The 23,249-nt window shown below is 61.3% G+C and carries 21 protein-coding genes; 5 read left to right on the top strand and 16 right to left on the bottom strand.

Going from position 1 to position 23,249, the window contains the following annotated elements:
* Window positions 1-2 precede the first annotated feature (2 nt).
* The 10 genes from ACPEE1_RS05295 to ACPEE1_RS05250 form a co-directional block, all read right to left on the bottom strand.
* Complete coding sequence (locus tag ACPEE1_RS05295; protein ID WP_423935457.1) at window positions 3-632, bottom strand: DUF1415 domain-containing protein; 630 nt, start codon at window positions 630-632, stop codon at window positions 3-5.
* A 197-nt stretch (window positions 633-829) separates the two neighbouring features.
* On the bottom strand, window positions 830-2,029 hold the full coding sequence (locus ACPEE1_RS05290) for a deoxyguanosinetriphosphate triphosphohydrolase (RefSeq protein WP_182345850.1): 1,200 nt from the start codon (window positions 2,027-2,029) through the stop codon (window positions 830-832).
* A gap of 25 nt (window positions 2,030-2,054) precedes the next feature.
* Entirely contained in the window at window positions 2,055-3,164 is a 1,110-nt protein-coding gene (aroB, locus tag ACPEE1_RS05285; RefSeq protein WP_423935455.1) for a 3-dehydroquinate synthase, read from the bottom strand.
* A 40-nt stretch (window positions 3,165-3,204) separates the two neighbouring features.
* The gene (locus ACPEE1_RS05280) at window positions 3,205-3,762 is read right to left on the bottom strand and encodes a shikimate kinase (protein ID WP_423935453.1); all 558 of its coding nucleotides are present in this window, start codon (window positions 3,760-3,762) and stop codon (window positions 3,205-3,207) included.
* A gap of 115 nt (window positions 3,763-3,877) precedes the next feature.
* Entirely contained in the window at window positions 3,878-5,437 is a 1,560-nt protein-coding gene (locus tag ACPEE1_RS05275; RefSeq protein WP_116926452.1) for an Ig domain-containing protein, read from the bottom strand.
* 21 nt (window positions 5,438-5,458) lie between these two features.
* Complete coding sequence (pilQ, locus tag ACPEE1_RS05270) at window positions 5,459-7,576, bottom strand: type IV pilus secretin PilQ (protein WP_243419358.1); 2,118 nt, start codon at window positions 7,574-7,576, stop codon at window positions 5,459-5,461.
* The gene (locus ACPEE1_RS05265) at window positions 7,573-8,118 is read right to left on the bottom strand and encodes a pilus assembly protein PilP (protein WP_116926454.1); all 546 of its coding nucleotides are present in this window, start codon (window positions 8,116-8,118) and stop codon (window positions 7,573-7,575) included. Before ACPEE1_RS05265 ends, pilQ begins: the two co-directional genes overlap by 4 nt.
* A gap of 8 nt (window positions 8,119-8,126) precedes the next feature.
* The gene (locus ACPEE1_RS05260; RefSeq protein ID WP_116926455.1) at window positions 8,127-8,801 is read right to left on the bottom strand and encodes a type 4a pilus biogenesis protein PilO; all 675 of its coding nucleotides are present in this window, start codon (window positions 8,799-8,801) and stop codon (window positions 8,127-8,129) included.
* A gap of 8 nt (window positions 8,802-8,809) precedes the next feature.
* A complete protein-coding gene (locus ACPEE1_RS05255) occupies window positions 8,810-9,412 on the bottom strand; it encodes a PilN domain-containing protein (RefSeq protein WP_116926456.1) in 603 nt (200 codons plus the stop codon).
* On the bottom strand, window positions 9,409-10,488 hold the full coding sequence (locus ACPEE1_RS05250) for a pilus assembly protein PilM (RefSeq protein ID WP_116926457.1): 1,080 nt from the start codon (window positions 10,486-10,488) through the stop codon (window positions 9,409-9,411). The genes ACPEE1_RS05255 and ACPEE1_RS05250 overlap by 4 nt, the downstream gene beginning before the upstream one ends.
* 357 nt (window positions 10,489-10,845) lie before the next feature.
* Here ACPEE1_RS05250 and ACPEE1_RS05245 point away from each other — a divergent pair, with 357 nt between their 5' ends.
* A complete protein-coding gene (locus tag ACPEE1_RS05245; protein WP_116926458.1) occupies window positions 10,846-13,146 on the top strand; it encodes a penicillin-binding protein 1A in 2,301 nt (766 codons plus the stop codon).
* Window positions 13,147-13,220: 74 nt separating this feature from the next.
* On the opposite strand, the gene cyaY is transcribed toward ACPEE1_RS05245, so the two are convergent.
* On the bottom strand, window positions 13,221-13,550 hold the full coding sequence (gene cyaY / locus ACPEE1_RS05240) for an iron donor protein CyaY (RefSeq protein ID WP_116926459.1): 330 nt from the start codon (window positions 13,548-13,550) through the stop codon (window positions 13,221-13,223).
* 72 nt (window positions 13,551-13,622) lie between these two features.
* Here cyaY and lptM point away from each other — a divergent pair, with 72 nt between their 5' ends.
* Together lptM and ACPEE1_RS05230 are read left to right on the top strand one after the other, a co-directional pair.
* A complete protein-coding gene (gene lptM, locus ACPEE1_RS05235; protein WP_409935106.1) occupies window positions 13,623-13,781 on the top strand; it encodes an LPS translocon maturation chaperone LptM in 159 nt (52 codons plus the stop codon).
* A gap of 121 nt (window positions 13,782-13,902) precedes the next feature.
* Window positions 13,903-14,712 (top strand): MBL fold metallo-hydrolase, encoded by an 810-nt coding sequence (locus ACPEE1_RS05230; protein ID WP_116926461.1) that lies wholly within the window; start codon window positions 13,903-13,905, stop codon window positions 14,710-14,712.
* A gap of 15 nt (window positions 14,713-14,727) precedes the next feature.
* On the opposite strand, the gene ccsB is transcribed toward ACPEE1_RS05230, so the two are convergent.
* The 3 genes from ccsB to ACPEE1_RS05215 all read right to left on the bottom strand — a co-directional run bounded on the left by ccsB (window position 14,728) and on the right by ACPEE1_RS05215 (window position 19,086).
* Entirely contained in the window at window positions 14,728-16,101 is a 1,374-nt protein-coding gene (gene ccsB, locus ACPEE1_RS05225; RefSeq protein WP_116926462.1) for a c-type cytochrome biogenesis protein CcsB, read from the bottom strand.
* A complete protein-coding gene (locus ACPEE1_RS05220) occupies window positions 16,098-18,233 on the bottom strand; it encodes a cytochrome c biogenesis protein ResB (protein WP_182343532.1) in 2,136 nt (711 codons plus the stop codon). The genes ccsB and ACPEE1_RS05220 overlap by 4 nt, the downstream gene beginning before the upstream one ends.
* A 220-nt stretch (window positions 18,234-18,453) precedes the next feature.
* Window positions 18,454-19,086, bottom strand: coding sequence for a c-type cytochrome (locus ACPEE1_RS05215; RefSeq protein ID WP_116926463.1), 633 nt, complete (start codon window positions 19,084-19,086; stop codon window positions 18,454-18,456).
* Window positions 19,087-19,169: 83 nt separating this feature from the next.
* Here ACPEE1_RS05215 and yihA point away from each other — a divergent pair, with 83 nt between their 5' ends.
* Window positions 19,170-19,904, top strand: coding sequence for a ribosome biogenesis GTP-binding protein YihA/YsxC (gene yihA / locus ACPEE1_RS05210; RefSeq protein WP_116926464.1), 735 nt, complete (start codon window positions 19,170-19,172; stop codon window positions 19,902-19,904).
* Window positions 19,905-19,976: 72 nt separating this feature from the next.
* Here the strand turns inward: yihA and ACPEE1_RS05205 are convergent, their stop codons facing one another.
* Window positions 19,977-20,846 carry a lysophospholipid acyltransferase family protein gene (locus tag ACPEE1_RS05205; protein ID WP_423935447.1) on the bottom strand — a complete coding sequence of 290 codons (870 nt, stop codon included), beginning with the start codon at window positions 20,844-20,846 and terminating at the stop codon, window positions 19,977-19,979.
* Entirely contained in the window at window positions 20,839-21,699 is an 861-nt protein-coding gene (locus tag ACPEE1_RS05200) for a lysophospholipid acyltransferase family protein (protein WP_423935445.1), read from the bottom strand. Before ACPEE1_RS05200 ends, ACPEE1_RS05205 begins: the two co-directional genes overlap by 8 nt.
* Window positions 21,700-21,831: 132 nt before the next feature.
* Here ACPEE1_RS05200 and metK point away from each other — a divergent pair, with 132 nt between their 5' ends.
* On the top strand, window positions 21,832-23,016 hold the full coding sequence (gene metK / locus ACPEE1_RS05195; RefSeq protein ID WP_021026133.1) for a methionine adenosyltransferase: 1,185 nt from the start codon (window positions 21,832-21,834) through the stop codon (window positions 23,014-23,016).
* The last annotated feature ends 233 nt before the right edge of the window (window positions 23,017-23,249 follow it).

Below are 23,249 nucleotides of genomic sequence, written 5' to 3'. Positions count from 1 at the left end.
TTTCATTCCTTGGCCTTGTCGCTGGCAGCGCCTGGGTGCGGAAAGGGGCAGCGTGGGCCCACGCCCAGATCCAGCCAGCCCTCCATGCCCAGCGCATCGAGCGTGTCCATGTTCTTTTCATAAATCGCATCCGCCTCGGGAAAGGCCTCCACCGCTTTGTCGATGCTCTCCTCGCGCAGCAGGTGCAGGATCGGGTACGGCGAGCGATTCGTGCAGTTGGTCACATCATCGATGGTGGTGCCCTCGAACTGGAACAGGGGGTGGAAGGACGCCACCTGCAGGATGCCGCCCAGATCCAGCTCTTCGATCATTTCGTCAGCGATCTCCAGGAAATCATTGAAATCCAGAAAATCATGCAAAGCCTGGGGCAGGATCAGCAAGGTGGTGTCTCGCTTGTCGGGGTTGGCTTCGGCCAGCGCTTCGAGCTCGCGGTGCAGGTCGTGCGCGACCGCTTCGGCATCCTGCGCATCGCTCACCACATAGTGGATCTGGTCCTTGACATGCACGCCCTTGGCAAAGGGGCAAAGGTTCAAACCAATGACGGCCTTTTCCAGCCAGTTCACGGTGTCGGCGATCACCACTTGGTGCAAGGCCTCATCCGCAGGCGCGGGCGCAGCAGGGGTATCGGTCATCGTGGGGCTTTCTGGTGGAGTTATGGGTGGCCAGCGGGGGCTGTCTACGGGCCTTCACCCTGCAAAGGGGCGGGCGCTAGGCGCCAGAGCGGCGCAGGGCCGCAGGCGGCAGCGGCTGACGCTGGGCCTGCCATTGTAGCGAGGCGGGCTTTGCCACCTGCCGCGCTACACCATGCCCACCGTGCCGGGGCCCGCCATCAGGGCACCAGAACGCGCTGGCCCGTCAGGCGTTCATGCTCTCGCAATGCATAGCGGTCGGTCATGCCGGCAATAAAGTCGGCCACCACGCGGGCGCAAGCGACTTGCTCCAAACCGGCCGCACGGGCGGCAAAGCGCGGCTTCATCTGCGCGGGCTCGGCCAGGTAGATGTCAAACAGCTCGCGCACGACGACCTTGGCTTGGCCCGTGGTCTGCACCACCTGCGGGTGGCGGTAGAGGTTCTTGAACAAAAAGCGCTTGAGCTCGGCCGACTCGGCCGCCATCGTGCTGCTGAAACCGACCAGGGCGGGCAGCTGGCGCACGGCATCCACATCGGCCGGCTGCGCGGCCTGCAGCCCAGCGCTGGTGTGGCGGATCACATCGTAGATCTGTTCGCTGAGCATGCGGCGCGTGGCCTCATACAGCCATTTGCGCTGCCAGCGCGGCTCCTGCAGTTGCGGGTACTCGGCCAGTGCCTCCTGGGCATAGCGGGCAAACAGCGGCACGCCCATCAGCTGCTCCAGGCTGATCAGGCCCGAGCGCACGCCGTCGTCCGCATCATGGGCGTTGTAGGCAATCTCATCGGCCAGATTGGCCAGCTGGGCCTCAAGCCCCGGCTGGTGGCCCAGCAAAAAACGCTGACCCACGCCGCCGGGCTCGCGCTGCACCAGCTGGCGCGCGTGTTTGGCCGAGCAGTGCTTCAAAATGCCTTCCCGGGTCTCAAAGCAGAGGTTCAGGCCGCTGTAGTCCGGGTAGCGCTCTTCGAGCGTATCGACCACACGCAGGCTTTGCATATTGTGCTCAAAGCCGCCAAAGTCCTGCATGCAGGCATTGAGCGCATCCTGGCCCGCATGGCCAAAAGGGGTGTGGCCCAGGTCATGGGCCAGGCAGATCGCTTCGGTCAGGTCTTCATTGATACGCAGCGCCCGCGCCACCGAGCGGCCCAGCTGCGCCACCTCGATCGAGTGCGTGAGGCGGGTGCGAAACAGGTCGCCCTCGTGGTTCAAAAAGACCTGGGTCTTGTAGACCAGACGGCGAAAGGCGGTGGAGTGGACAATCCGGTCGCGGTCACGCTGGAAGGCACTGCGCGTGGGCGCGGCCTCTTGCGCATGCAGACGGCCCTGGCTTCGGTGGGAGAAGCAGGCGTAAGGCGCCAGGCCCAGCTCGGTCCAGATCTGCTGGGACTCGGCCGGCTGCATCAGCAGCGAGGGACGGTCCATCCGGTCAGGCCTGTACTGCGCCGGCGCAGCACAGGTCGATGACTTCGCGCACCAGCGCATCAGGCGCCTCGCGCACCACCGCCTTGCCGGGGCCATCGATCAGCACAAAGCGGATCGCACCGGCCTGGGATTTTTTGTCGTGGCGCATCAGCTCCAGATAGCGGCCCGCGTTGTCATTGGCATCCAAAATGGCGCCGCGCACCGGCAAACCGGCACGCGCCACCAGGGCACGCAGGCGCTGCACAAAGGCCGCATCGACCAGGCCTAGACGCTGGGACAGTTCGGCAGCCATCACCATGCCGGCGCCCACGCCTTCGCCATGCAGCCAGACGCCATAGCCCATGCCGGCTTCGATCGCATGGCCAAAGGTGTGGCCAAAGTTCAAAATGGCACGCAGGTCTGCCTCGCGCTCGTCCTTGGAGACCACATCGGCCTTGATCTCGCAGCTGCGGCGCACCGCATGGGCCAATGCGCGCTTGTCGCCCGCAATCAGCGCAGGCATCTCGGCCTCCAGCCAATCCATAAAGGCCATATCTGCAATCGGGCCGTACTTGATGACTTCGGCCAGGCCAGCGCTCAGCTCGCGTGCGGGCAAGGTGTCAAAGGTGTCCAGGTCACAGACCACCAGCTGGGGCTGGTAGAAGGCGCCGATCATGTTCTTGCCCAGCGGGTGGTTAATGCCGGTCTTACCGCCGACAGACGAATCGACCTGCGACAGCAAGGTGGTGGGCACCTGCACAAAGGGCACGCCGCGCATGAAGCTGGCAGCGGCAAAGCCGGTCATATCGCCCACGACACCGCCGCCCAGCGCAAACAGCACCGTCTTGCGGTCGGCGCCGTTGTGCATCAGTGCATCAAAGATGCCTTGCAGGGTTGTCCAGTTCTTGTGCGCCTCGCCATCGGGCAGTACCACCAGCTCCACCTTGGGGTAGTGGGGTGCCAGCGCAGCCTGCAGCTGGCGGGCATAGAGCGGTGCCACCGTGTCGTTGCTGACGATCAGCGCCTGCGAAGCCTTGGGGCAGTGCGCAAAGGTGTCCGCCTGGGAGAGCAAGCCAGCAGCAATCAGGATGGGGTAGGAGCGGTCGCCCAGATCAATATGAACAGTGTCGGTCACAGGTGTTTGCGTCGGGAAGTTGTACGGTTTCGCCCGCCCATTATCGGGGAGTTGCCAGATTCGCGCCCAGCTGCGGCACCAAGCCGGCAAGCTCGGCCTGCATGCTGACCTTGCGCATCACCTGGCCGGTGCCGCAACGCAAGGTGTCGATGGTGTAGTGCGCCGTCTCTTCGTACAGGGCCGCACGCACGGCCAGCAGGTCCTTGAGGCGCTTGAGCGTGTCATCGCCTTGTAGCAAAGGCCGTCCCGTATCGTTGCGCAGGCGCCGGGCAATGTCTTCGGGGCTGGAATGCAGGTAGAACACTGTTGTGTGGGCATGCAGCACCGCGCGGTTTTCTGGCCGCAGCACCGCGCCACCCCCGGTGGACAGAATGCAGGCCCGCTCCCGTGTCGCGAGCGCGGCAATCACCTGGGCCTCGACATCCCGAAAAGCCTGTTCACCCTGGGCCGAGAAGAATTCCTTGATCGTGCAGCCCAGCTGCGCCTCGATCACATGGTCGGAATCGACAAAATCCACACCCCAAAGGCGTGCCAGCTGCCGGCCGATGGTGGATTTCCCACTGCCGGGCAGCCCAATCAAACACACGGAAGGTGCCATCGCGCTAGATCCTGAAAACGGACTGCACATGATAGGGCAATGGCGGGCATAAAAAAACCTCCGGGGGTGCCGGAGGTTTTTGGGCAGACCCGGTCAGGGGTCTACATCAACGCGATCAGGATGTCGCGCCGGGCGTTGGTGTCGTTGGCGTGCAGGTGCCAGCTGTGTCAGTGACACGGAAGGTCACTTCTCGACTGACCGAATTGGTCGCGTTCTTCGCCGTTACAAACATGCGGTAGGTAGCTACATCTGCACAAGTCAAGGGTGCACCCGACGCGATGCGACCAGTCGTGCCTTGACCCACCACTTGCAACCAGCTAGGCGCACCTTCCAGAACCCAGGTCACATTGTCACCAGTCGCGGAGAAGGTGTAGGTGTAGGAGGTTCCCACTTCCACAGAGGCAATCGGGCAAGGCGAAGTCGACGAGCCGGTGCAACCGTTTATGGTGAAGGCAACTGGGTTGTCTGGCAGGTTACCCACTACGGTCAGCACCAGGGTTTGACGTGCAGTAGCGCCGTTGGCATCGCGCACATTCAGCACCACGGTGTATGCGCCAGGGCCCTTGACATTCGGTGTGCCGGAAATCAGGCCATCCGAGCTCAGACTCAGACCTGTGGGCAGGGTCGAAGTAGTGGACCACAGGAAAGGAGCAACACCACCTTCTACAACCAGGGCATGAGAATAGGGCTCGGCATTCTGCACCGTCTGGGCCAATTCTGACTCAGGAATGCTCAGTGCGCTGGAGGCAATCGCATGCACAACGGGAATCACAGCGTACTGAGTGATGGGTTGCTGGATGCCATTGGTCAGGTCATTGTCAGCGCGGTCGACTGTCAAACGCAGCAGCAGGGAGCCCGAAGCAGGACCGCTGGCCACGGAGAACTGGCCTACGCCATTGACGGTGCTGATCTGGATAGAACCACTGTTGGTCTGGCCACCGGCCAGCAACCGAGCGCCGTCGGATGCGGCATTGGGAACAATGCTGACCTGCAGGTTGGCATTGCCCGAGCTGCTCACGGGCTGGTCATTGTCGTTCTTGAGGATCGCCTGCACCACCACGCTGTTGGGGATGTTGTTCACATTGTCACGCGAGCCGACATAGGAGGCATCCTTGGTCAACGTGACTGTCGCTGGCGTTGCGGTGCTGCCGCCGCCAACCTTCACGGTTGCGCGGTCGGTGTAGACCTTGTTGTCACGCGGATCGGTCACGCTGCACTGTACGGTGACTTCTCCGGCAATGTCGTGCGAGATGATATGGAACGACGCACCACCGGCGTTGGAGCCCAGGGTGATATTGCGGTAAGCACCTGGAACCTTGACAGTCCCGGTTCCAGATGGAATCTCAACGGTATGCTCATCCTTACCATCCAGGTAGTAAAGCGCGCCGGAGTCCAGACCCGAGGTGATGTTGCAGGAAAAAGCCCCGTCTTCTTGGTTTGGAATGGGATTACTGCCTGCGTTGGCCTGGATGTACAGGGTCGACATGTACGGGTAGTAATCACCATTGGAATAGCCCGGCAAGCTACTTCCAACATTCACTGGCACCGTTGTCTTGGAAGACGTCAGCTTGATGCTGTACTGCAGTTGCGCTTCACCACCGCTACCACCGCCGCCGCCACAGGCGGCCAACAACAGTGGCGCCACCAGCACCAAGGGCTTCAACAAATTTCTCATAGCTCTCCCTATCAATCTTAATTAACGCATTTCACCGCGGTCTGAAATCATCTTTGGAGTGATGAACACCAGCATCTCGCGCTTTTCCGATTCTCGAACATTGCTCTTGAACAGATTGCCCAGCACCGGCACATCGCCCAACAAAGGAATCTTGTTGGTGGTCGATGTCTCCGAGAGCTCGAAAATACCGCCAATCACCACGGTACCGCCATTTTCCACCAAGACTTGGGTCTTGATGTGCTTGGTATCGATCGCCGGGCCCGCAGAGGTATTCGCCCCCTGGGAGTCCTTGGAGACATCCAGGTCCAGAATGATGCTGCCTTCAGGGGTGATCTGGGGCACCACTTCAAGCTTCAACACCGCCTTTTTGAATTCCACCGTGGTCGCACCGTTTTGTGCAGAGTTCTGGTACGGGATTTCCGTCCCTTGCTCGATCAGCGCCTTGGTCTGGTCGGCCGTGATCAAGCGTGGGCTGGAGACAATCTTGCCCTTGCCATCGGCTTCCATGGCCGACAACTCCAACGCCAAAAAGCGATTGGCCGCCGAGTTGAAAATCGACAGTGCGAAGGAGCCACTGCCACCACCGGTGGACAACACGGCAGGCAGGTTGACAAAGCTACCGTTGGAGGTGTTAGTACCACCCATACCCGTGGTTCCCACCGCATTGTCATAGCTGGTGCCAAAGCCCACGCGGTTGCCGCCCCCAATGCTGTAGCCACCATCACCCCCATTGGCAGCGCGCATATCGCCACCGCCCAGGCGCACACCCAGCGCACGTCCAAAGGTGTCGCGCGCCTCGACAATCCGCGCCTCGATCAGCACCTGGCGCACGGGGATATCCAAGGTCACGAGCAAGCGTCTGAACTCTTCCAACTTGGCAGGAATATCCGTAATGAACAGCTGGTTGGTGCGGGGCTCGGCAATGGCCGAGCCACGGGCCGTCAAGAAACGGCTTTGGGTGCCGCCAGTACCTCCGCCACCGCCGGAGTTGCTGGTAATTTGCTTGAGCAGCTCGGTCGCCTTGGCATAGTTGAGCTGGAACGACTGGGTCTGCAGCGGCGTCTTTTCTTCGAGCTTGGCAACCGCATCAAAGTCCTTCTGGATGCGCTCGTCGATTTCATCCTTGGGCGCAATCCACAGAACCGTGCCGGACTTGCGCATGCCCAGGCCCTTGGCATCCAGGATGATCTGCAAGGCTTGGTCCCAGGGGACATCCTTCAAACGCAAAGTCAACGCGCCATTGACGGTGTCCGAGGTCACAATATTGAAGTTGGTGAAGTCAGCAATCACCTGCAACAGCGAGCGCACTTCGATATTTTGGAAGCTCAGCGACAGCTTTTCACCAGTGAAGGTGCCTGATGAACCCAGCTTGTTCGGATCAGTCTTGCGCTGGCGCACTTCGACGACGAACTGGTTGTCGCTTTGGTAGGCACTGTGTTCCCACTCACCCGCATTTTTCAACTGCACAAACACGGTGCTGCCAGCCTGGCGTGCCGAGATCATGCCCACTGGCGTGCCAAAGTCGGCCACATCAAGCCTGCGGCGCAGCGCCTCGGGCAGCAGGGTATGCTGCAACTCCAAGGTCAGGCCATCGCCTTGCTTGGAGATATTCACGCCCACCTTGTTGTTCGGCAAGGAGATCACCAGACGGCCCGCACCATCGGTACCACGGCGAAAATCCAGATCCGACAGCGGCTGCGAATAGTTATTGCCATCTTCGGCAAACTGCGTGTTCTGCGCATTGACACTGGCGACCGCCTTGGCAGCAGGTTCCAGCGCCACCAGCAACTCATTGCCGCTCACTTCGGTCTTGTAGCTGGTGCTCTCCTTGAGGTTCAGCACCACACGGGCCTTGGTATCCGTCTCGACAACATTCAAGGAGCGCAAATTGCCTTGGTTGAGCTCTACCCGGTTGCTGGGCATCGCGCTTTTGAACCCTGGCAGGTCCAGCACCACGCGTGCGGGTGATTGGATGCTGAAGGTTTCGGGCAAGACCAGCGGCGCACCGTCGGTCTCGATCTTGACCATTTCCACGCCATCGCGCACCAGGGTCGAGACTTTGTTGATACGCCCCTGTGCCAGCGCCCAGGATGGCAGCAGCATGGCCATCAAAGGGATAAGTACACTGAATTTCTTCATTTTTTGGCCTCCTGCAGCTCGAGCACTGCATCTCTCTCTATCCATTCACCCACACCATCTTGCACAATCTCCCGCAGGGTGATGGCGCTGTCGCTGATGCTTTTTATCTTTCCGTAGTTCTGGCCCATGTACATGCCCTTGCTGACCTGGTAGATCAGGCTATCGGCCTTGACCAGCGCAACGTCCTGCGCACCCTTTTTCAAGAAGCCCACCATGGAAATGGTGTCGAGCGGAAACGACTCGAGCTGCTCTTTGCGCCGCGCACGCTCGGGCGCCACCAGCGCATCCGAGATGGTTGCTGGCGCGCTTGGACTGCCGCCCAACAGGGCTGCCAAGCGTTCCTTGCTGAAAGGATCAAGCGTCGCACTGGCCAGATAGCCTTGCGGCACGAACTCTTTGGGGGCGCTGATGGGCTTGACCGAAGGTCGGGTGCTCGCCTGCTCCTGCTGCATCCACTGCTGCAGGTCGTCGCCTTCGTCACTGCAGCCTGCCAGCAGCGACACCGCCAGCGCAGCGCCTATCCATTTAGACAAAGTATGCATATCCCACCCTACTTCTTCCCTTTTTGTTTGGACTTCGCAGCTTGCTGCTCTTGGAGTTCCTGCGGATCCAAATAGCGGAAGGTTCTGGCCGTGGCATTCAACGCCAAGGTAGCGCTGTCCTTGCTGGCAGGCGCCAAAGCGATATTGTTCAAGGTCACGATACGGGAGAGATTGGCGACATCGGCTGCAAAAAAGCCGATGTCGTGGTACTTGCCATTGACCTTCAGCGTAATCGGCAACTCTGCGTAGTAGTCCCTCACCACCGTCTGACCGGGCTTGAACAGGTCAAATTGCAAGCTGCGACCAATACCCGCCTGGTTGATATCCGACAGCAGCGCTGCCATCTCCGCTTTGCTGGGCAGTTGCTTTTCCAACTGGGTGACATACTGCAAAACCTGCTCGCGCTGTTTGCGCAGCGCATCGAGGTTGACGGCCTTGCGCAAACGCGTTTTGTAGTCTTCCTTGAGCTTGAGTTCCTGGGCTTGCGAGGCTGTCAACTCTTCCTCAAAACTGCTCAAGTAAAACCACCAACCCGCACCAATGACGAGCCCCGCAATAATGACCAACAGTGCTGCACGCGGTGCAGCCGGCCAAACAGAAGGATCCTTCGGATCGAGATTTTGAAACTGGCGCTGAAAGCCTTGCAGCGCCTCTCCCACCTGTATATTTTTTTTCGTTGCCATGGTCGCCCTTATTTTTTCAGCGCCTGCGCGTTTTGGGCCTGCTCTACATCGCTGGAGCGCATCAGGCCAAAACGCAGGTTGAAGCCAGCGACACGCTTTTTCTCACGCGCATTGACCTGGGTGGTGGTGCCGACCACCTCGACCAATTCGGGCTTGGACAACCAGGGCGTCTTGGTCGCCAGGCTGTTGAGCAACTCGGACACCCGTTCATTCGACTGGGCGATGCCCTGGATCTGCACGGTCTGATCTTGCTGCTTGAGACTCTCGATATAGACACCATCGGGCAGTTGCAGCACCAGCTCATTGAGCAAATGCACCGGCAGATTGCGGTCGGACTGCAGATCCTCCACCGCCTTTTGCCGCGCCTTCAGCGCAGCAATTTCTGCATCGATCTTGGCCACATCGGCGATCTTGACATCCAAGGCCTTGATCTCGCGCGTCAGCAGCGCATTGCGCTGGCCTTGCAGGTCGATCTTGTACTGGTAGAACATGTACACGGCACCGCAGACCAGCGCTCCCACCAGGGCAGCGGCCACCATCGATGCCTGAAAGCTCTCTTTGCGCTTCTTGCGCGCAGCCTCGCGGTGGGGGAGCAGATTGATCAAGATCATGCTGCATACCTCCGCAGTGCCAGACCGCAGGCGGTGAGGTAGGTGGTGAAGTCCTTGCTCTTGGCTCGGGACCGCACGGCGGCATCCATCACCATGTCTTCAAACGGGTTGGCAGCAGATGCGGCAAAGCCGGTCGCATCGATTACCGCATCCGTCAGGCCGCTCAGCACCGCAGAGCCGCCCGCGAGCAGGATGTGATCAATGCGGTTGTGCGGTGTACTGGTAAAGAAAAACTGCAAAGCGCGGTTGATCTCCTGCCCAATGCTCTCGACAAAGGGCTTGAGAACAACCTGCTTGTAGTCGGCGGGCAAATCACCGCCGCGTTTTTTCTGCTCGGCCTCTTCTTGCGAGAAGCCGTACTGGCGCATGATCATCTGCGTGAGCTGGCCCCCGTTGAAGGACTGGTCACGCTCATAGATCACCTGGTTGTTGTGGATGATCTGCAGGAAGGAGGCGTTGCCACCGATCTCAAAGATGGCGATAAAGGCATCCTTGCCTTTGCTGGGCATATTGCCAATCAAGCGCCGGGCCGCCAGCGCGGTGGCGTTGGACTCGATCTCCAGCACGACGGGCTTGAGGCCTGCCGCTTCTGCCAGGCCCTGCCGGTCTTGCACCGTCTCCTTGCGGGCAGCCGCGATCAACACGTCGACGTCCCCCACCGAATTGGAGGATGGGCCGATGACGTAGAAATCCAGATTCACCTCATCGAGGGAAAATGGTATGTATTGGTTAGCTTCTGATTCAACTTGAAACTCCATCTCGAGCTCGGAGAGCCCCGATGGCAGCACGATTTTCTTCTGAATCACGGCAGAAAGCGGCAACGCCAGTGCCGCTTGCTTGGTGCGCGTGCCGCTTTTTTTGACCAGCCGCCGCAAGGAATCAGCGACTTCGTCAAAACGCTCGATGCCCGACTCGGTGACCCAGCCAGGCTCCAGCAGCTCTTGTGCACAGCGCTCAACAATGAATTGACCGCTGCCGCTCCTCCCCAGTTCAACCAACTTGATGCTCGACGCGCTCACGTCTATCCCCAAGAGGCTAGGCGGCTGGCGTCGGAACAAAGATCCCATTGAGACCAAGATGGGCTCCTCCCTAATTTGCTCTATATTGAGCTACAAAACTTAACACCCCCTATGAATGCTATCAGCAAGATAGTCGCGCAGCAAAGAACCACCGGCTCCCAGACCCAATTCGTTGTCAAAACAATACGATACAAGGGATACATTGGACGCAGCATGACATTTGTCACAAGCTAATTCAAAACCGGCGCGAACCCCATCCCAGGCAGCCGCGTGATAGCATCCCCTGCTTATGCAAGCTCCTCTCGACGGTCTGACCCCATGAATCCAGACGCTCCGATCTCGCGCAGAACGCCTGACAAACCTCCCGCCAAGTCTCCCAAGCAACCCAAGCCATCGAGCTTCGCCACCAAGACCATGAAGTTCTTTGGCTGGCTGCTGGCCTTGCTGGTGGCCGGTGCCATCGCTGGCGCTGCGGTGGTTGCCGTTGGCCTGGCCATGGCCTACCCCAACCTGCCCGATGTCTCCGAGCTGGCCGACTACCGGCCCAAGCTGCCGATGCGCGTTTACTCCTCCGAAGGTGCGCTGCTGGGCGAATTCGGTGAAGAGCGCCGCAATTTGACCCCGATCAGCGAGATTCCCAAGGTCATGGTGGACGCCGTGCTGGCGATCGAAGACACGCGCTTTTTCGAGCACAGTGGTGTGGACTACAAGGGCATGGCGCGCGCGCTGCTCGCCAACCTGGGGCGCGAAAAGGCCCAGGGTGCGTCCACCATCACGATGCAGGTGGCCCGCAATGTCTATCTATCATCTGAAAAAACCTATACCCGCAAGATATATGAGATCCTGCTGACCTTGAAGCTCGAGCACACCCTCAGCAAGAACCAGATTCTGGAAATCTACATGAACCAGATCTACTTGGGCAACCGTGCCTATGGCTTCTCGGCCGCGTCCGAAACCTATTTCGGCAAGCCGCTCAAGGATGTCACGGTGGCAGAAGCGGCCATGCTCGCCGGCCTGCCCAAGGCCCCCTCGGCCTACAACCCGATCAGCAACCCCAAGCGCGCCCGCATTCGCCAGCTCTACATCATTGACCGGATGGAAGAGAACCACTTCATCACGCCGGCCCAGGCCAGCCAGGCACGCGAGGAGTCGCTCAAGATCCGATCGAGCTATGCGGACAACCGCGTGCATGCCGAATATGTGGCCGAGATGGCGCGCCAGCTGATCTTTGCACAGTACGGCAGCGAGGCCTACACACGCGGTCTCAACGTCTACACCACCTTGATCGCCAGCGACCAAGAAAAGGCCTACGAGGCGCTGCGCAAGGGCATCATGGACTATGAGAAGCGCCAGCACTACCGCGGCCCGGAGAAGTTCATCACGCTGCCAGCCGCCGGCCAGGAGCGGGACGAGGCCATTGACGAGGTGCTGGCCCAGCACCCGGACAACGGCAATATCCTGTCTGCCGTTGTGCTTGAGGCTGCGCCGCGCAAGGTCGTGGTCATCCGCGCCGATGGTGATCCGATCGAGATCACCGGGGACGGCCTCAAGCCCGTGCAATCGGGCCTGAGCGACAAGGCGCCGCCCAACACCAAGCTGCGCCCAGGCGCCGTGGTGCGCATCATGGAAACCGCCAAGAAGACCTTTGAGCTGACCCAACTGCCCGAGGTGGAAGGCGCCTTTGTCTCACTCGACCCGCGCAGTGGCGCCATCAAGGCGCTGGTCGGTGGCTTTGATTTCGACAAGAACAAGTTCAACCACGTGACCCAGGCCTGGCGCCAGCCGGGCTCCAGCTTCAAGCCCTTCATCTATTCGGCAGCGCTGGAAAAAGGCTTCTCGCCCACCACGGTGATCAATGATGCGCCGCTGAGCTTCCCGGGATCGGCCGGCCAGCAGCCCTGGGAGCCCAAGAACTCCGACGGCCGTTTCGATGGCCCGATGACCATGCGCCAGGCGCTGGCACGCTCCAAGAACCTGGTGACCATCCGTGTGATGCAATCGGTAGGCCCCAAGAAGGCGCAGGAATGGGTGACCAAGTTCGGCTTTGATGCCGACAAGCAGCCCCCTTACCTACCGATGGCCTTGGGCGCGGGCTCCGTCACCCCGATGCAGATGGTGGCGGCCTATTCGGTGTTTGCGAATGGCGGGCACCGGGTCAATCCCTACCTGATTGCCAAGATCACCGACCACCGCGGCAATGTGCTGTCTGAGTTTGCACCACCGGCCACTGAGGACCTGCCGCGCGCCATCGACGCCCGCAACGCCTTTGTGATGGACTCGCTGCTGCAGGATGTCGCCCGTTACGGCACCGCTGCCAAAGCCCAGGCCCAGCTCAAGCGCCCGGACATCTATGGCAAGACCGGCACCACCAATGACTCGGTGGACGCCTGGTTTGCTGGCTTCCAGCCGACCAATGCAGCGGTGGTCTGGATGGGCTATGACAACCCACGCAGCTTGGGAGCGCGCGAATATGGTGGGGGCTTGAGCCTGCCCATCTGGATCAACTACATGCAGCACGCGCTCAAGGATGTGCCCGTGGCCAAGATGACGCCACCCAGCGGCCTGCTCAATGTGGGCGGAGACTGGCTCTACGAAGAATATGCGCGCAGCGCCCCCAACCTGGGACTGGACTCCCCCGCCTCGACCGCCGGCACCATGGTGCCGCCGCCGAACTCGGAAGAGCGCAACCAGATTCTGGACCTGTTCCGCAACTGACGCAGCGCCAGCGCCCAGACAAAAGGCCAGCCCGCATTGCGCGGACTGGCCTTTTTATATAGGGTGATGCGCCTTCAGGCTTTGAAGACCAGGGGCAGACCCGACTGCACACCGGCATCCCGCGTCAGATCGGCAAAGAAATCATGGCCGGTCTTGGTGTCGCGCCACACGCTGCCATCGAACTTGTAATGGTAGCCCCCAGACTTGGCCGCCAGCCATACCTCGTGCAGCGGCGGCTGCAGGTTGATGATGATCTGGCTGCGGTTGGCAAAAATCAGGGTCAGCAGGCCGCCCACGCGCTGGGCGTCGATATCGGCATCGGTCTCATCGTTGATGCGGTCGCAGGTCTGCTCAACCGCCAGCAAGAGTTTTTCGGCCGCATCCAGGTATTCGAGTTCGTTCATTACAATGCTTCAATGTGGAGTATTTACCAAATTGTATGCAGGACCATTGTCCTTGCCACCGGTGCGGCACTATTGGCCGCTTGCGGCCAACGCGGGCCGCTGTACCTGCCCACCGAGCCGGCAGCGGCCAACCGGGCCACCTTGCCGCAAACGCTGGACCCCAGCGCACCGGACCGGCCTGAGCCCCAGCTGCAGCCATCCCCGGTGATGCAGCCCGCTGCCAAGCCCTGATCCAGCGCTGGCCGTTGCCCTCTTCGGCCCACCCAGCCTGCCTCCTTGATCCACCTCAAGGTCCAACCCACTACACCCCGTTACAGTCACGCCCGTTGCAATAGATAACTGGGCGGAAGAGATGGCGTTGGAACCTGTGGAACTGTACCGTGACGAGCAGCATGCTTGTCTGATGTTCACCGATCTGGTGGAAGAGGATGCGCAGGCCGTGCAGGCCAACCAGTTCCTGATTGTCGACCATGGTACCGGCGCCATCATCGACCCGGGCGGCAACCTCGCTTTCAATGAGCTCTACATGGGCATGGTGCGCTATTTCTCGCCGCACAAGCTGTCCTACCTGATCGCATCCCATGCCGACCCGGACATCATCGCCTCACTGGACCGTTGGCTCACCTCCACCCGCGCATCGCTGGTGATCTCCCGCGTCTGGGAGCGCTTTGTGCCGCATTTCACCAAGGTCGGCAAGACCGAAAACCGCGTCATCCCCGTGCAAGACCCCGGAGGCATTCTGCCGCTGGGCCAAAGCCAGCTGCACATCCTGCCTGCGCATTTTCTGCATGCCGAAGGCAACTTCCATTTCTACGACCCGATCAGCCGCATCCTGTTCACTGGCGACCTGGGCGTCTCGATGACCGATGGCTACATCGCCCGCACCCCGGTGACCGATCTGGCACCGCACATTCCGCGCATGGAAGGCTTTCACCGGCGCTACATGGTGTCCAACAAGGTGCTGCGCCTGTGGGTGGCCATGGCGCGCCAGCTGGATATTTCATTGATCGTGCCCCAGCACGGCGCGCCCATCATGGGCCCGGCCATTGCCCAGTTCTTTGACTGGCTCGACCACCTGATGTGCGGCGTCGATCTGATGGACAACCAGAACTACACCTTGCCCACGCAGCCCATCGCTCCGCTGCCGCAGCGCCCTCAGTGATCCGTGTGGGGCAGCTTACAGCGTGCCGTAGCTGTGCAAGCCCGAAAGGAACATGTTCACGCCCAGGAACGCGAAGGTGGTCACCACCAGCCCCACCAGTGCCCACCAGGCCGAGATGGCACCGCGCAGGCCCTTGACCAGGCGCATGTGCAGCCAGGCGGCGTAGTTCAGCCAGACGATCAGCGCCCAGGTCTCCTTAGGGTCCCAGCTCCAGTAGCCGCCCCAGGCCTCGGCCGCCCAGAGCGCGCCCAGCACGGTGGCAATGGTGAAGAACGCAAAGCCCACGGCGATGGCCTTGTACATCAGGTCATCCATGATCTGCAGGCGCGGCGTGCCTCGGTTGATCCAGCTGCGCAGCACGATCATCAGCCCGAAGAACAGCTCCAGCGGCAAGGCCATGCGCAAGGTCTTGTCGAGCGACGGGTAGAGGCTCTCATCGCCCCAGATGCGGAAAGCCACCAGCGGCAGCACCAGCACCAGCATCGGCACAAGCACCAGGCCGATCCACAGCGCGCGCTGCGTGGCGGCCTTGAGCAGGTAGGCCAGCGCCACCATGGCCGCCAGCGCAAAGGTGCCGTAGCCGACAAAATTGGCCGGCACATGCAGCTTCATCCACCAGCTTTGCAGCGCAGGCACCAGCGGTTGGATCTCATGGGCCTGGCGCGCGACGGTGTACCACAGCAAAAAGCCCACCGAGGCGCTGACCACCAGCATCACAAAGCCGCCCAACGCCCGGGTCTGGTAGTGCGCTTCAAAGTAGAGGTAGAAAAGCGCCGTCATCCAGGCGAACAGCACAAACACTTCATACAGGTTGCTGACGGGGATATGGCCAATGTCCGGCCCCATCAGGTAGCTCTCATACCAGCGCGCCATCGTGCCCACCAGGGCCATCACAATGGCCAGCCAGGTCAGGCGGCTGCCGACGGCCGTCAGCGCCGATCCCTCGCCCTTGGAGAGCAGACCGATCCAGTAGAACACCGTGCTCATGAAGAACAGCACGCTCATCCACAGGATGGCCGACTGGCTGGAGAGGAAGTACTTGAGGCCAAACACCGTCTCCGAGCGGGCAATCTGGCCTGCGCCATCGACCCGGTAAAGGCCAATGGCCAGCAGCGACAGCGCGGCTACCGCCACCATCAACAGCTGCAGTGGCCGCCAGAACCAGCCCAGCCAGATAAAAAACGGCACCGAGGCGATCAGAATGCCTTTTTCATAGCCATCCATATGGTGGCCATACAAAAACAGGGCAAAACCGCCGCCAACGGCCAGTGCCAATGCAAACAGCCAGTCCCAGACCGAGCGGCTGCTGAAATAGCCGGGGTTGAGTTGCACCGTTTGGACCACGGTGCCCGCCTGGGCAGGCGGCAGGTTGGTGGAAGCAGTATTCATCGTTGTTCTCCGCTGGGGCTGGTACCCAGAAGCTTTTGACTCAGGCCCTCAAAATCACGGTCCACATCCAGGGTGCGGCGGTTGGTGGACAAGGCCATGCGCGCATCGGCACTGCCATCGGCGCGCGGCGCCAGCCAGACCCACAGGCGCCGGTCACGCACATAGAGCATCGCAAACACCCCCAGAATCAGGAACAGGCAGCCCAGGTACACGACCAGCTTGCCAGGGGCCTTGGCCACCTGGAAGACGCTGGCCTGCACCTGGTCAAACTGGGTCAGCTCAAACACCAGGGGCTCGGGGTACAGCAGCGCATCGCTGAGCGACAGCACCGACTGGGTCATGAAGCGCTGCGTCTGCTCATTGGGCTCCAGAGGTGCCAGGCCCTCGTCGGCCCGCGCCACCTGCATCAGCTCAAACAGCACACCATTCAGAATGCGCACCAGCACTTCACCCGCCTTGGCGCGTTCACCTTCGGGCACATTCTGCTCCATGAAGGCCGAAATCGCCTGCAAACCGGTGACGCTGCTCGCGCCCGTCTGGCCATCGCCGGCAAAAATCACCAGCGCCTTGAGGGCCGAGGCATAGAGTTGCTCGCGCAGCGCCGGGCGGCTTGCCTCCACGGCGCCTGCCACATACTGCTGCACGGCCCGCTCGCGCATCGCTGGCGTCTGCAGCGCTGCCTTCAAACGCAAAAAGCCCCGGTAGCTGGATTGGTCGTCCGCCGGAATGCGCAGGTAGCGGAACTGGTCGGCCAGGGTCTCGCGCACGCCCCAGAGGTAGACGGGCTGGCCATCACCCATGTCGACGGGCAGCATGTAGTTGTTGAACTCGCGCGCCTGGCCCGAGGCGTCGCGCAGCTTATAGCTGACGCTGGGGCCTACGTTGCGCAGATCGCGCGGCGTGGTCACCTTGTTGCCGGCGCCCAGGTGGTTGTCCAGGCTGGATCTCAAATCCACCTTGCGCACATCGGTGCCGCCTGGCGCCCCATCGCCCGGGTTGGCGCCCATGTTCTCCACATTGATGGTGCGCAGGCCGGTGAATTCCATCTCCAGCGGCGGCTGGCCTTCGCCCAGCTTGATCTGCGTGGAGGCACCCACTTCGCCCTGCACCTCAAAGCTCTTCATGCCCGGCACCAGCGGCACGGCGCGCAGCTGCAGGCGCGATCCGCCGTCTTCAAAGCTCGATTGGTAGATCTCGATGCCCTGGTAGCTCGCGGGATGGTTCACCTCGATGCGCTTTTCCACCGCAGCGCCGGTTTTCTTGTCATGCAACACCACCTCGCTGGCAAACAGCCGGGGCATGCCGGTGGAGTAGTACTCGACGATGAATTTCTTCAGCTCCACCGAAAACGGCAAGTCCTGCAGCAGGATGCCGTCTGACTGGTTGAGGATGGCCGTGCCCGACTGCGCGCCCTCGGCCACGATCAGGTTGCCACGGAAGGTCGGGTTGCTGGCGGATAACCGGTGCTGCTCGGGCACATCGGAAATCATGCCGCCGCCGCTGAAGGTGGTCTTGCCGCCCAGCAGCATTTGCGCGCGCACAATCAGATCGCCATCGAGCAGCCCGCCCAGGCAGATCAGCACAATGGCGCTGTGCGCTGCCAGATAGCCGATTTTGTGGGCGGCACCGGCCTTGGCCGCCACCATCCAGCCATCGCTGCGCTCTTGCAAGCGCACCTTCCAGCCGCTGCCGGCCAGCTGCGCGCCCACCCGCTGCGCGGCCTGGGCCGGGGTTTCTGCCAAATGGGCACTGGCCTGGTGGTGGAAGGCCTGCAGGCTTTGCACGCGCAAGTTCTCTTTGTACTGGCGCAAATCGGCCAGGTACTTGGGCGCATGCTTGGCAATGCACAGGCTGGTGCTGGTCACCAAAAACGCCAGGATCAGCAGGAACCACCAGGCGCTGTAGACCGCATTGAGCTTGAGTGACAGAAACAGCTGCGCCCAGAAAGGGCCAAACTGGTTGACGTAGTTGACGGCCGGCTCATGCTGGCGCAGTACCGTGCCGATGACCGAGGCAATGCAGATGATGGACAGCAGCGCAATGGCAAAGCGCATCGACGACAGCATCTCATAGACGGCACGGGTGCCCAACTGAGGCTGCAGCTGCGTTGGCGGGGGAGAAGATTCAGACATGGTACGACGCTATCGGTGAAAAGCAGGAGCAGGACCGCTGCTGCGCTGCCAGTCCGCACCCCATGGAGTCGCCACCAGAGTACAAGTTCGCAGAACGCCAAGTTTAGTCTGCAACCCTAGGGATAGCCCGGGGGCCCGCGAAATGCCCAGCAACACGCTCCATGTATTGGCGCGGGGGCATTGCCCGTAACGGTGGAGCGCAAACGCCCCAGCCACCCGCCTAGCGCAGGCCCGCAATATAGTCCGACACCGCCTTGATTTCCTTGTCGTTCATCTTGGCGGTGACGCCGGTCATCTGCAGGCTGTTGCCACGCTTGCCATCGCGGAAGTCATGCAAGGTCTTGCTGACGTAGTCAGCGTTCTGGCCAGACAGGCGCGGGTACTGGGCCGGAATGCCCGCACCATTGGGGCTGTGGCAGCCCGCGCAGGCGGCAATCTGGCGGTCGGGCAGGCCGCCGCGGTAGATGCGCTCGCCCAGGGCAACGGCGTCCTTGTCCTTGGCAAAACCCAGCTTGCCCGGTTTGCTGGCCAGCCAGGCCGAGATATTGAGCATGTCCGCATCCGACAGGCCGGCAACCATGCCCTGCATCACCGGGTCCTTGCGCTTGCCGGATTTGAACTCCTGCAGCTGCTTGAGCAGGTACTCAGGATGCTGCTGCGAGAGTTTGGGGTTGATGGCGATGGAGGCATTGCCATCGGCATTGTGGCAGGCGACGCAGACGGCGGTGTAGCTGGCCTCCCCCTTGGCCAGGTCCGGCTTGGGCGAACGGTTGGGCGTCTCGGACGCCGAATACACAGAAACGGAAGAAAAAGCCAGTACAGCCGTTGTCAGCAAAGGGGCGATCAACTTCATATCGTGGGTCTTTGTCTGGTTTATGGGTATAAGGCCAAAGCGGCCAGATTCTACAATGATGCCTTAGATAGACTCGAACGCACATGACGACAACACCTAGTACCCCCCAAGCCGTTGCAGACACGCCAAGCCCAGGCATTGATGGCAAGGCGGCTTTGGGCTGGATGCACACCGCCCGCTTTTTCACCACCGCTGCGCAGTTGCACCAATTGCCTGTCGTCGATGTGCCCGAGTTCGCCTTTGTGGGCCGCTCCAATGCGGGCAAGTCCACATCGATCAATACGCTCACCCAGCAGAACCAGCTGGCCTTTGCCTCGAAAAAGCCCGGCCGCACCCAGCACATCAACCTGTTTTCGCTGGGCAAGAAGGGCGTGACCGATGCCGTGCTGGCCGACCTGCCCGGTTACGGCTATGCCGCCGTCTCGCGTGAAGACAAGAAGCGCTGGCAGCAAGTCATGGTGAACTACCTCGTCAGCCGCCCCAGCCTGACAGGTATTGTGCTGCTCTGCGACCCGCGCCTGGGCCTGACCGAGCTGGACGAAGCCCTGCTCGACATCATCCGCCCCCGCGTGGAGCAAGGTCTCAAGTTCTTGATTTTGCTCACCAAGGCCGACAAGTTGACCCGCGTCGAGCAGGCCAAGATCCTGTCCATCACCAAACTCAATGCCGGCGGCGGAGAGGTGATGCTGTTCAGCGCGTTAAAGAAGCAGAATGTGGACAAGGTCGCTCAGCTGCTGTGGCAGTGGTCGCACCCGGAAGGACTGGTCAGCCTGGAGGCCGCGCCTGCAGCGCCAGACGCCGCTGCAGACAAGCAATAAACTGCACGAACGCCAGCCAAGGCGCTCAACAACAAAGGCCCGAAAGGGCCTTTGTTGTTTATGCTTAGTTGTTTATGAATAGAGCGAAGGCTCGCCTTCGGGCCGGGTCTTGAAGCGCTTGTGCACCCAGTAGTACTGGGGCACCATGGTGCGGATTCGGGCTTCCAACTCACGATTCTGGCGCGTGGTATCAGCCACTACATCGTCAGTGGGAAAATCCTGCCAGGCCGGAGAGATGGTGACTTCGTAACCCTCCGGCGTCAGCCGCGTATACATGCCGATCACCTTGGCCTTGCCCAGCCGCGCAAAGCGCGACAGCGACGGAATGGTCGCTGCCACCTGGCCAAAATATGGCACAAACAGCGAGTCGCTCGGGCCAAAGTCCATGTCCGGCAACAGGTACAACAGCCCATGGTCCTTGCGCAGGCTGGCAATGATGGGCTTGATGCCGTCGTCGCGGTTGAGCATGCGCACATCGCCAAAGCGCTGGCGGCCCTTGCGGATCCAGGCATCGACATCGGCATTGGGCTGGGTCGAAAAGATCGACGTGAAGGGCCGGCTGCAGTAGATGGTGAGCGCCGTGCCCCCGGCATCCATGCTGTAGAAATGCGGCGCAAAGATGATGGTCGGCGTATCGCCTTCCAGCTCTTCGAGCGCCCCCGTCATGCGGGTGCGTTTCTCCAGCGTTTTTTGTGGTGCAAACCACAGCCAGCTGCGGTCCAGCCAGGTTTGGCAGAACACCACAAAACTCTGCTTGGCCCATGCCCGACGCTGCTCAGCTCTGGCTTCGGGAAAGCACAGCTCCAGATTGCGCAGCGCAATGCGGCGGCGCGATGGCACCAGATAGAACAGCACCCGACCCATCAACCAGCCCAGACCGCGCAAGACCGACAAAGGCAGGTGCGACATCAGCCACATCCACCCGATAAACAACTTACCCATGCTTTTGACCTTCCGAGGGAGCGGCAGCGAGGCTGCGCGGCTGCTTGTAGCGCGCATAGCCCCAGAGGTACTGCTCGGGACTGTCGCGGATCAAGCGCTCCATTTCCTGGTTGATCTGCAGCACGGCGGCCTCGGCCTCCTGGGCCAGCGGGGTCTGCAGGCCGCGCACATACAGATCAAAGCCCCGGCCCAGGGGCCGGCGCACACAGCGCGCCAATATAACAGCCGCGCCGGTCTGCTGGGCCAACTTGGCGGCCAAGGTCATCGAGTAGGCGGGCTTGCCAAAAAACGGCACCCACATGCCCTGGCCGTCGGGTGGCACCTGGTCGGGCAGCAGCCCCACGCTATGGCCTTGGCGCAGGGCCTTGATCATCTGCCGCACCCCCGCCATCGTCGTTGGTGCCGAGGCCAGACCGGGGCGCGCGCGCGCCGTCTCCATCAGCTTGGCCAGCCAGGCCTGGCGAGCCGGGCGGTACAGCACCGTGATGGGGCCGTGCACCACACCCCAGCGCCGCGCCATGTACTGGGCTGACAGCTCAAAGCAGCCCATGTGCGGGGTCAAAAACACAATGCCCCGGCCATCGGCCAACGCCTGCTCGATGACATCAGCCCCCTGGATATCGCAGGGCAGCGGCGCGCCAAACCACAGGCGTGGCACCTCAGCTACCATGCGGCCGGCATGGGCTACGGCCTTTTTCACATCGGCAAAGCGGTAACCCGCCTGTTGGGCATTGGCCAGAAAGCGCCGGCGGTAGGTGGGCGAGGCCACGAAAGTGAGCCAGCCCAGGCCAGCGCCCAGGCCATGCAATAGCCACAACGGCAGCGCAGCAAATAGTCGAAACAAGAAAGGCATTAGAATGTGTCGGTCGCTGAGTTAAAGAGCAACTTGCAGGGCGACGTTAAAAACAAACTGCTAAAGCGTTCGCCAGGCTCCTTCAAGGCTCGGGCAACGCAATTGCCCAAGCTTTGAAGGAGTTTTTTGTTTATGGCAAACAGCGATTTTCTGTTTACCTCGGAATCAGTGTCCGAAGGCCATCCCGATAAAGTAGCCGACCAGATCTCTGATGCGATTTTGGACGCTATTTTCACCCAAGATCCACACAGCCGCGTGGCGGCAGAGACACTGACCAACACCGGCTTGGTGGTATTGGCAGGCGAGATCACCACCGGCGCCAACGTGGACTATATCCAGGTGGCCCGCGACACCATCAAGCGCATCGGCTACGACAACACCGACTACGGCATCGACTACAAGGGCTGCGCGGTGCTGGTGGCCTATGACAAGCAAAGCCAGGACATCGCCCAGGGCGTGGACAAGGCCAGCGATGACGAGCTGAACACCGGCGCTGGCGACCAGGGCCTGATGTTTGGCTATGCATGCGACGAAACGCCCGAGCTGATGCCCGCGCCGATCTACTACGCCCACCGCCTGGTCGAGCGCCAGGCCCAGCTGCGCAAGGATGGCCGCCTGCCTTTCCTGCGCCCTGACGCCAAGAGCCAGGTCACCATGCGCTATGTGGACGGCAAGCCCCACAGCATCGACACCGTAGTGCTGTCCACCCAGCACAGCCCCGACCAGTCGGAAACCGCCACCAAGATGAAGGCCAGCTTCACCGAAGCCATCATCGAAGAGATCATCAAGCCCGTGCTGCCGTCGGAATGGCTGCAGGACACCAAGTACCTGATCAACCCCACGGGCCGCTTCGTCGTCGGTGGCCCGCAGGGCGACTGTGGCCTGACCGGTCGCAAGATCATTGTGGACACCTACGGCGGTGCCTGCCCCCACGGCGGCGGTGCGTTCTCCGGCAAGGATCCAACCAAGGTGGACCGCTCTGCCGCCTACGCTGCCCGCTACGTCGCCAAGAACGTGGTCGCTGCCGGTCTGGCGCGCCAGTGCCAGGTGCAGGTGGCCTATGCGATCGGCGTGGCCCGCCCGATGAACATCACCGTCTACACCGAAGGCACCGGCGTGATCCCCGATGCCGACATCGCCAAGCTGGTGGCCGCGCACTTTGACCTGCGCCCCAAGGGCATCATCCAAATGCTGGATCTGCTGCGCCCGATCTACAGCAAGACGGCGGCGTATGGCCACTTTGGCCGTGAGGAGCCGGAGTTTACTTGGGAAAGAACCGACAAGGCAGCAGTGCTGCGCGCTGCTGCGGGCCTGTAAGGCCCCGAGCACAGCGAGTTTGTCGGTTCTTCGGCAAAGGCTCACATCGCTTGCGATGTGAAGGGCCGCCAGGCCCGGCCGAAGCCAAAGACCGCTGACAGCCAGCAGTGCTGCGCGCTGCTGCGGGCCTGTAAGGCCCCGAGCGCAGCGAGTTCGTCGGTTCTTCGGCGCAGGCTCACATCGCTTGCGATGTGAAGGGCCGCCAGGCCCGGCCGAAGCCAAAGACCGCTGAC

Origin of the sequence: Comamonas sp. 23 (assembly GCF_049601575.1) — a bacterium.
GTDB classification, from domain to species: Bacteria; Pseudomonadota; Gammaproteobacteria; order Burkholderiales; family Burkholderiaceae_C; genus Comamonas; species Comamonas squillarum.
The sequence above is the reverse complement of the archived record's forward strand: the minus strand, read 5'-3'. Positions and strand labels throughout refer to the sequence as shown.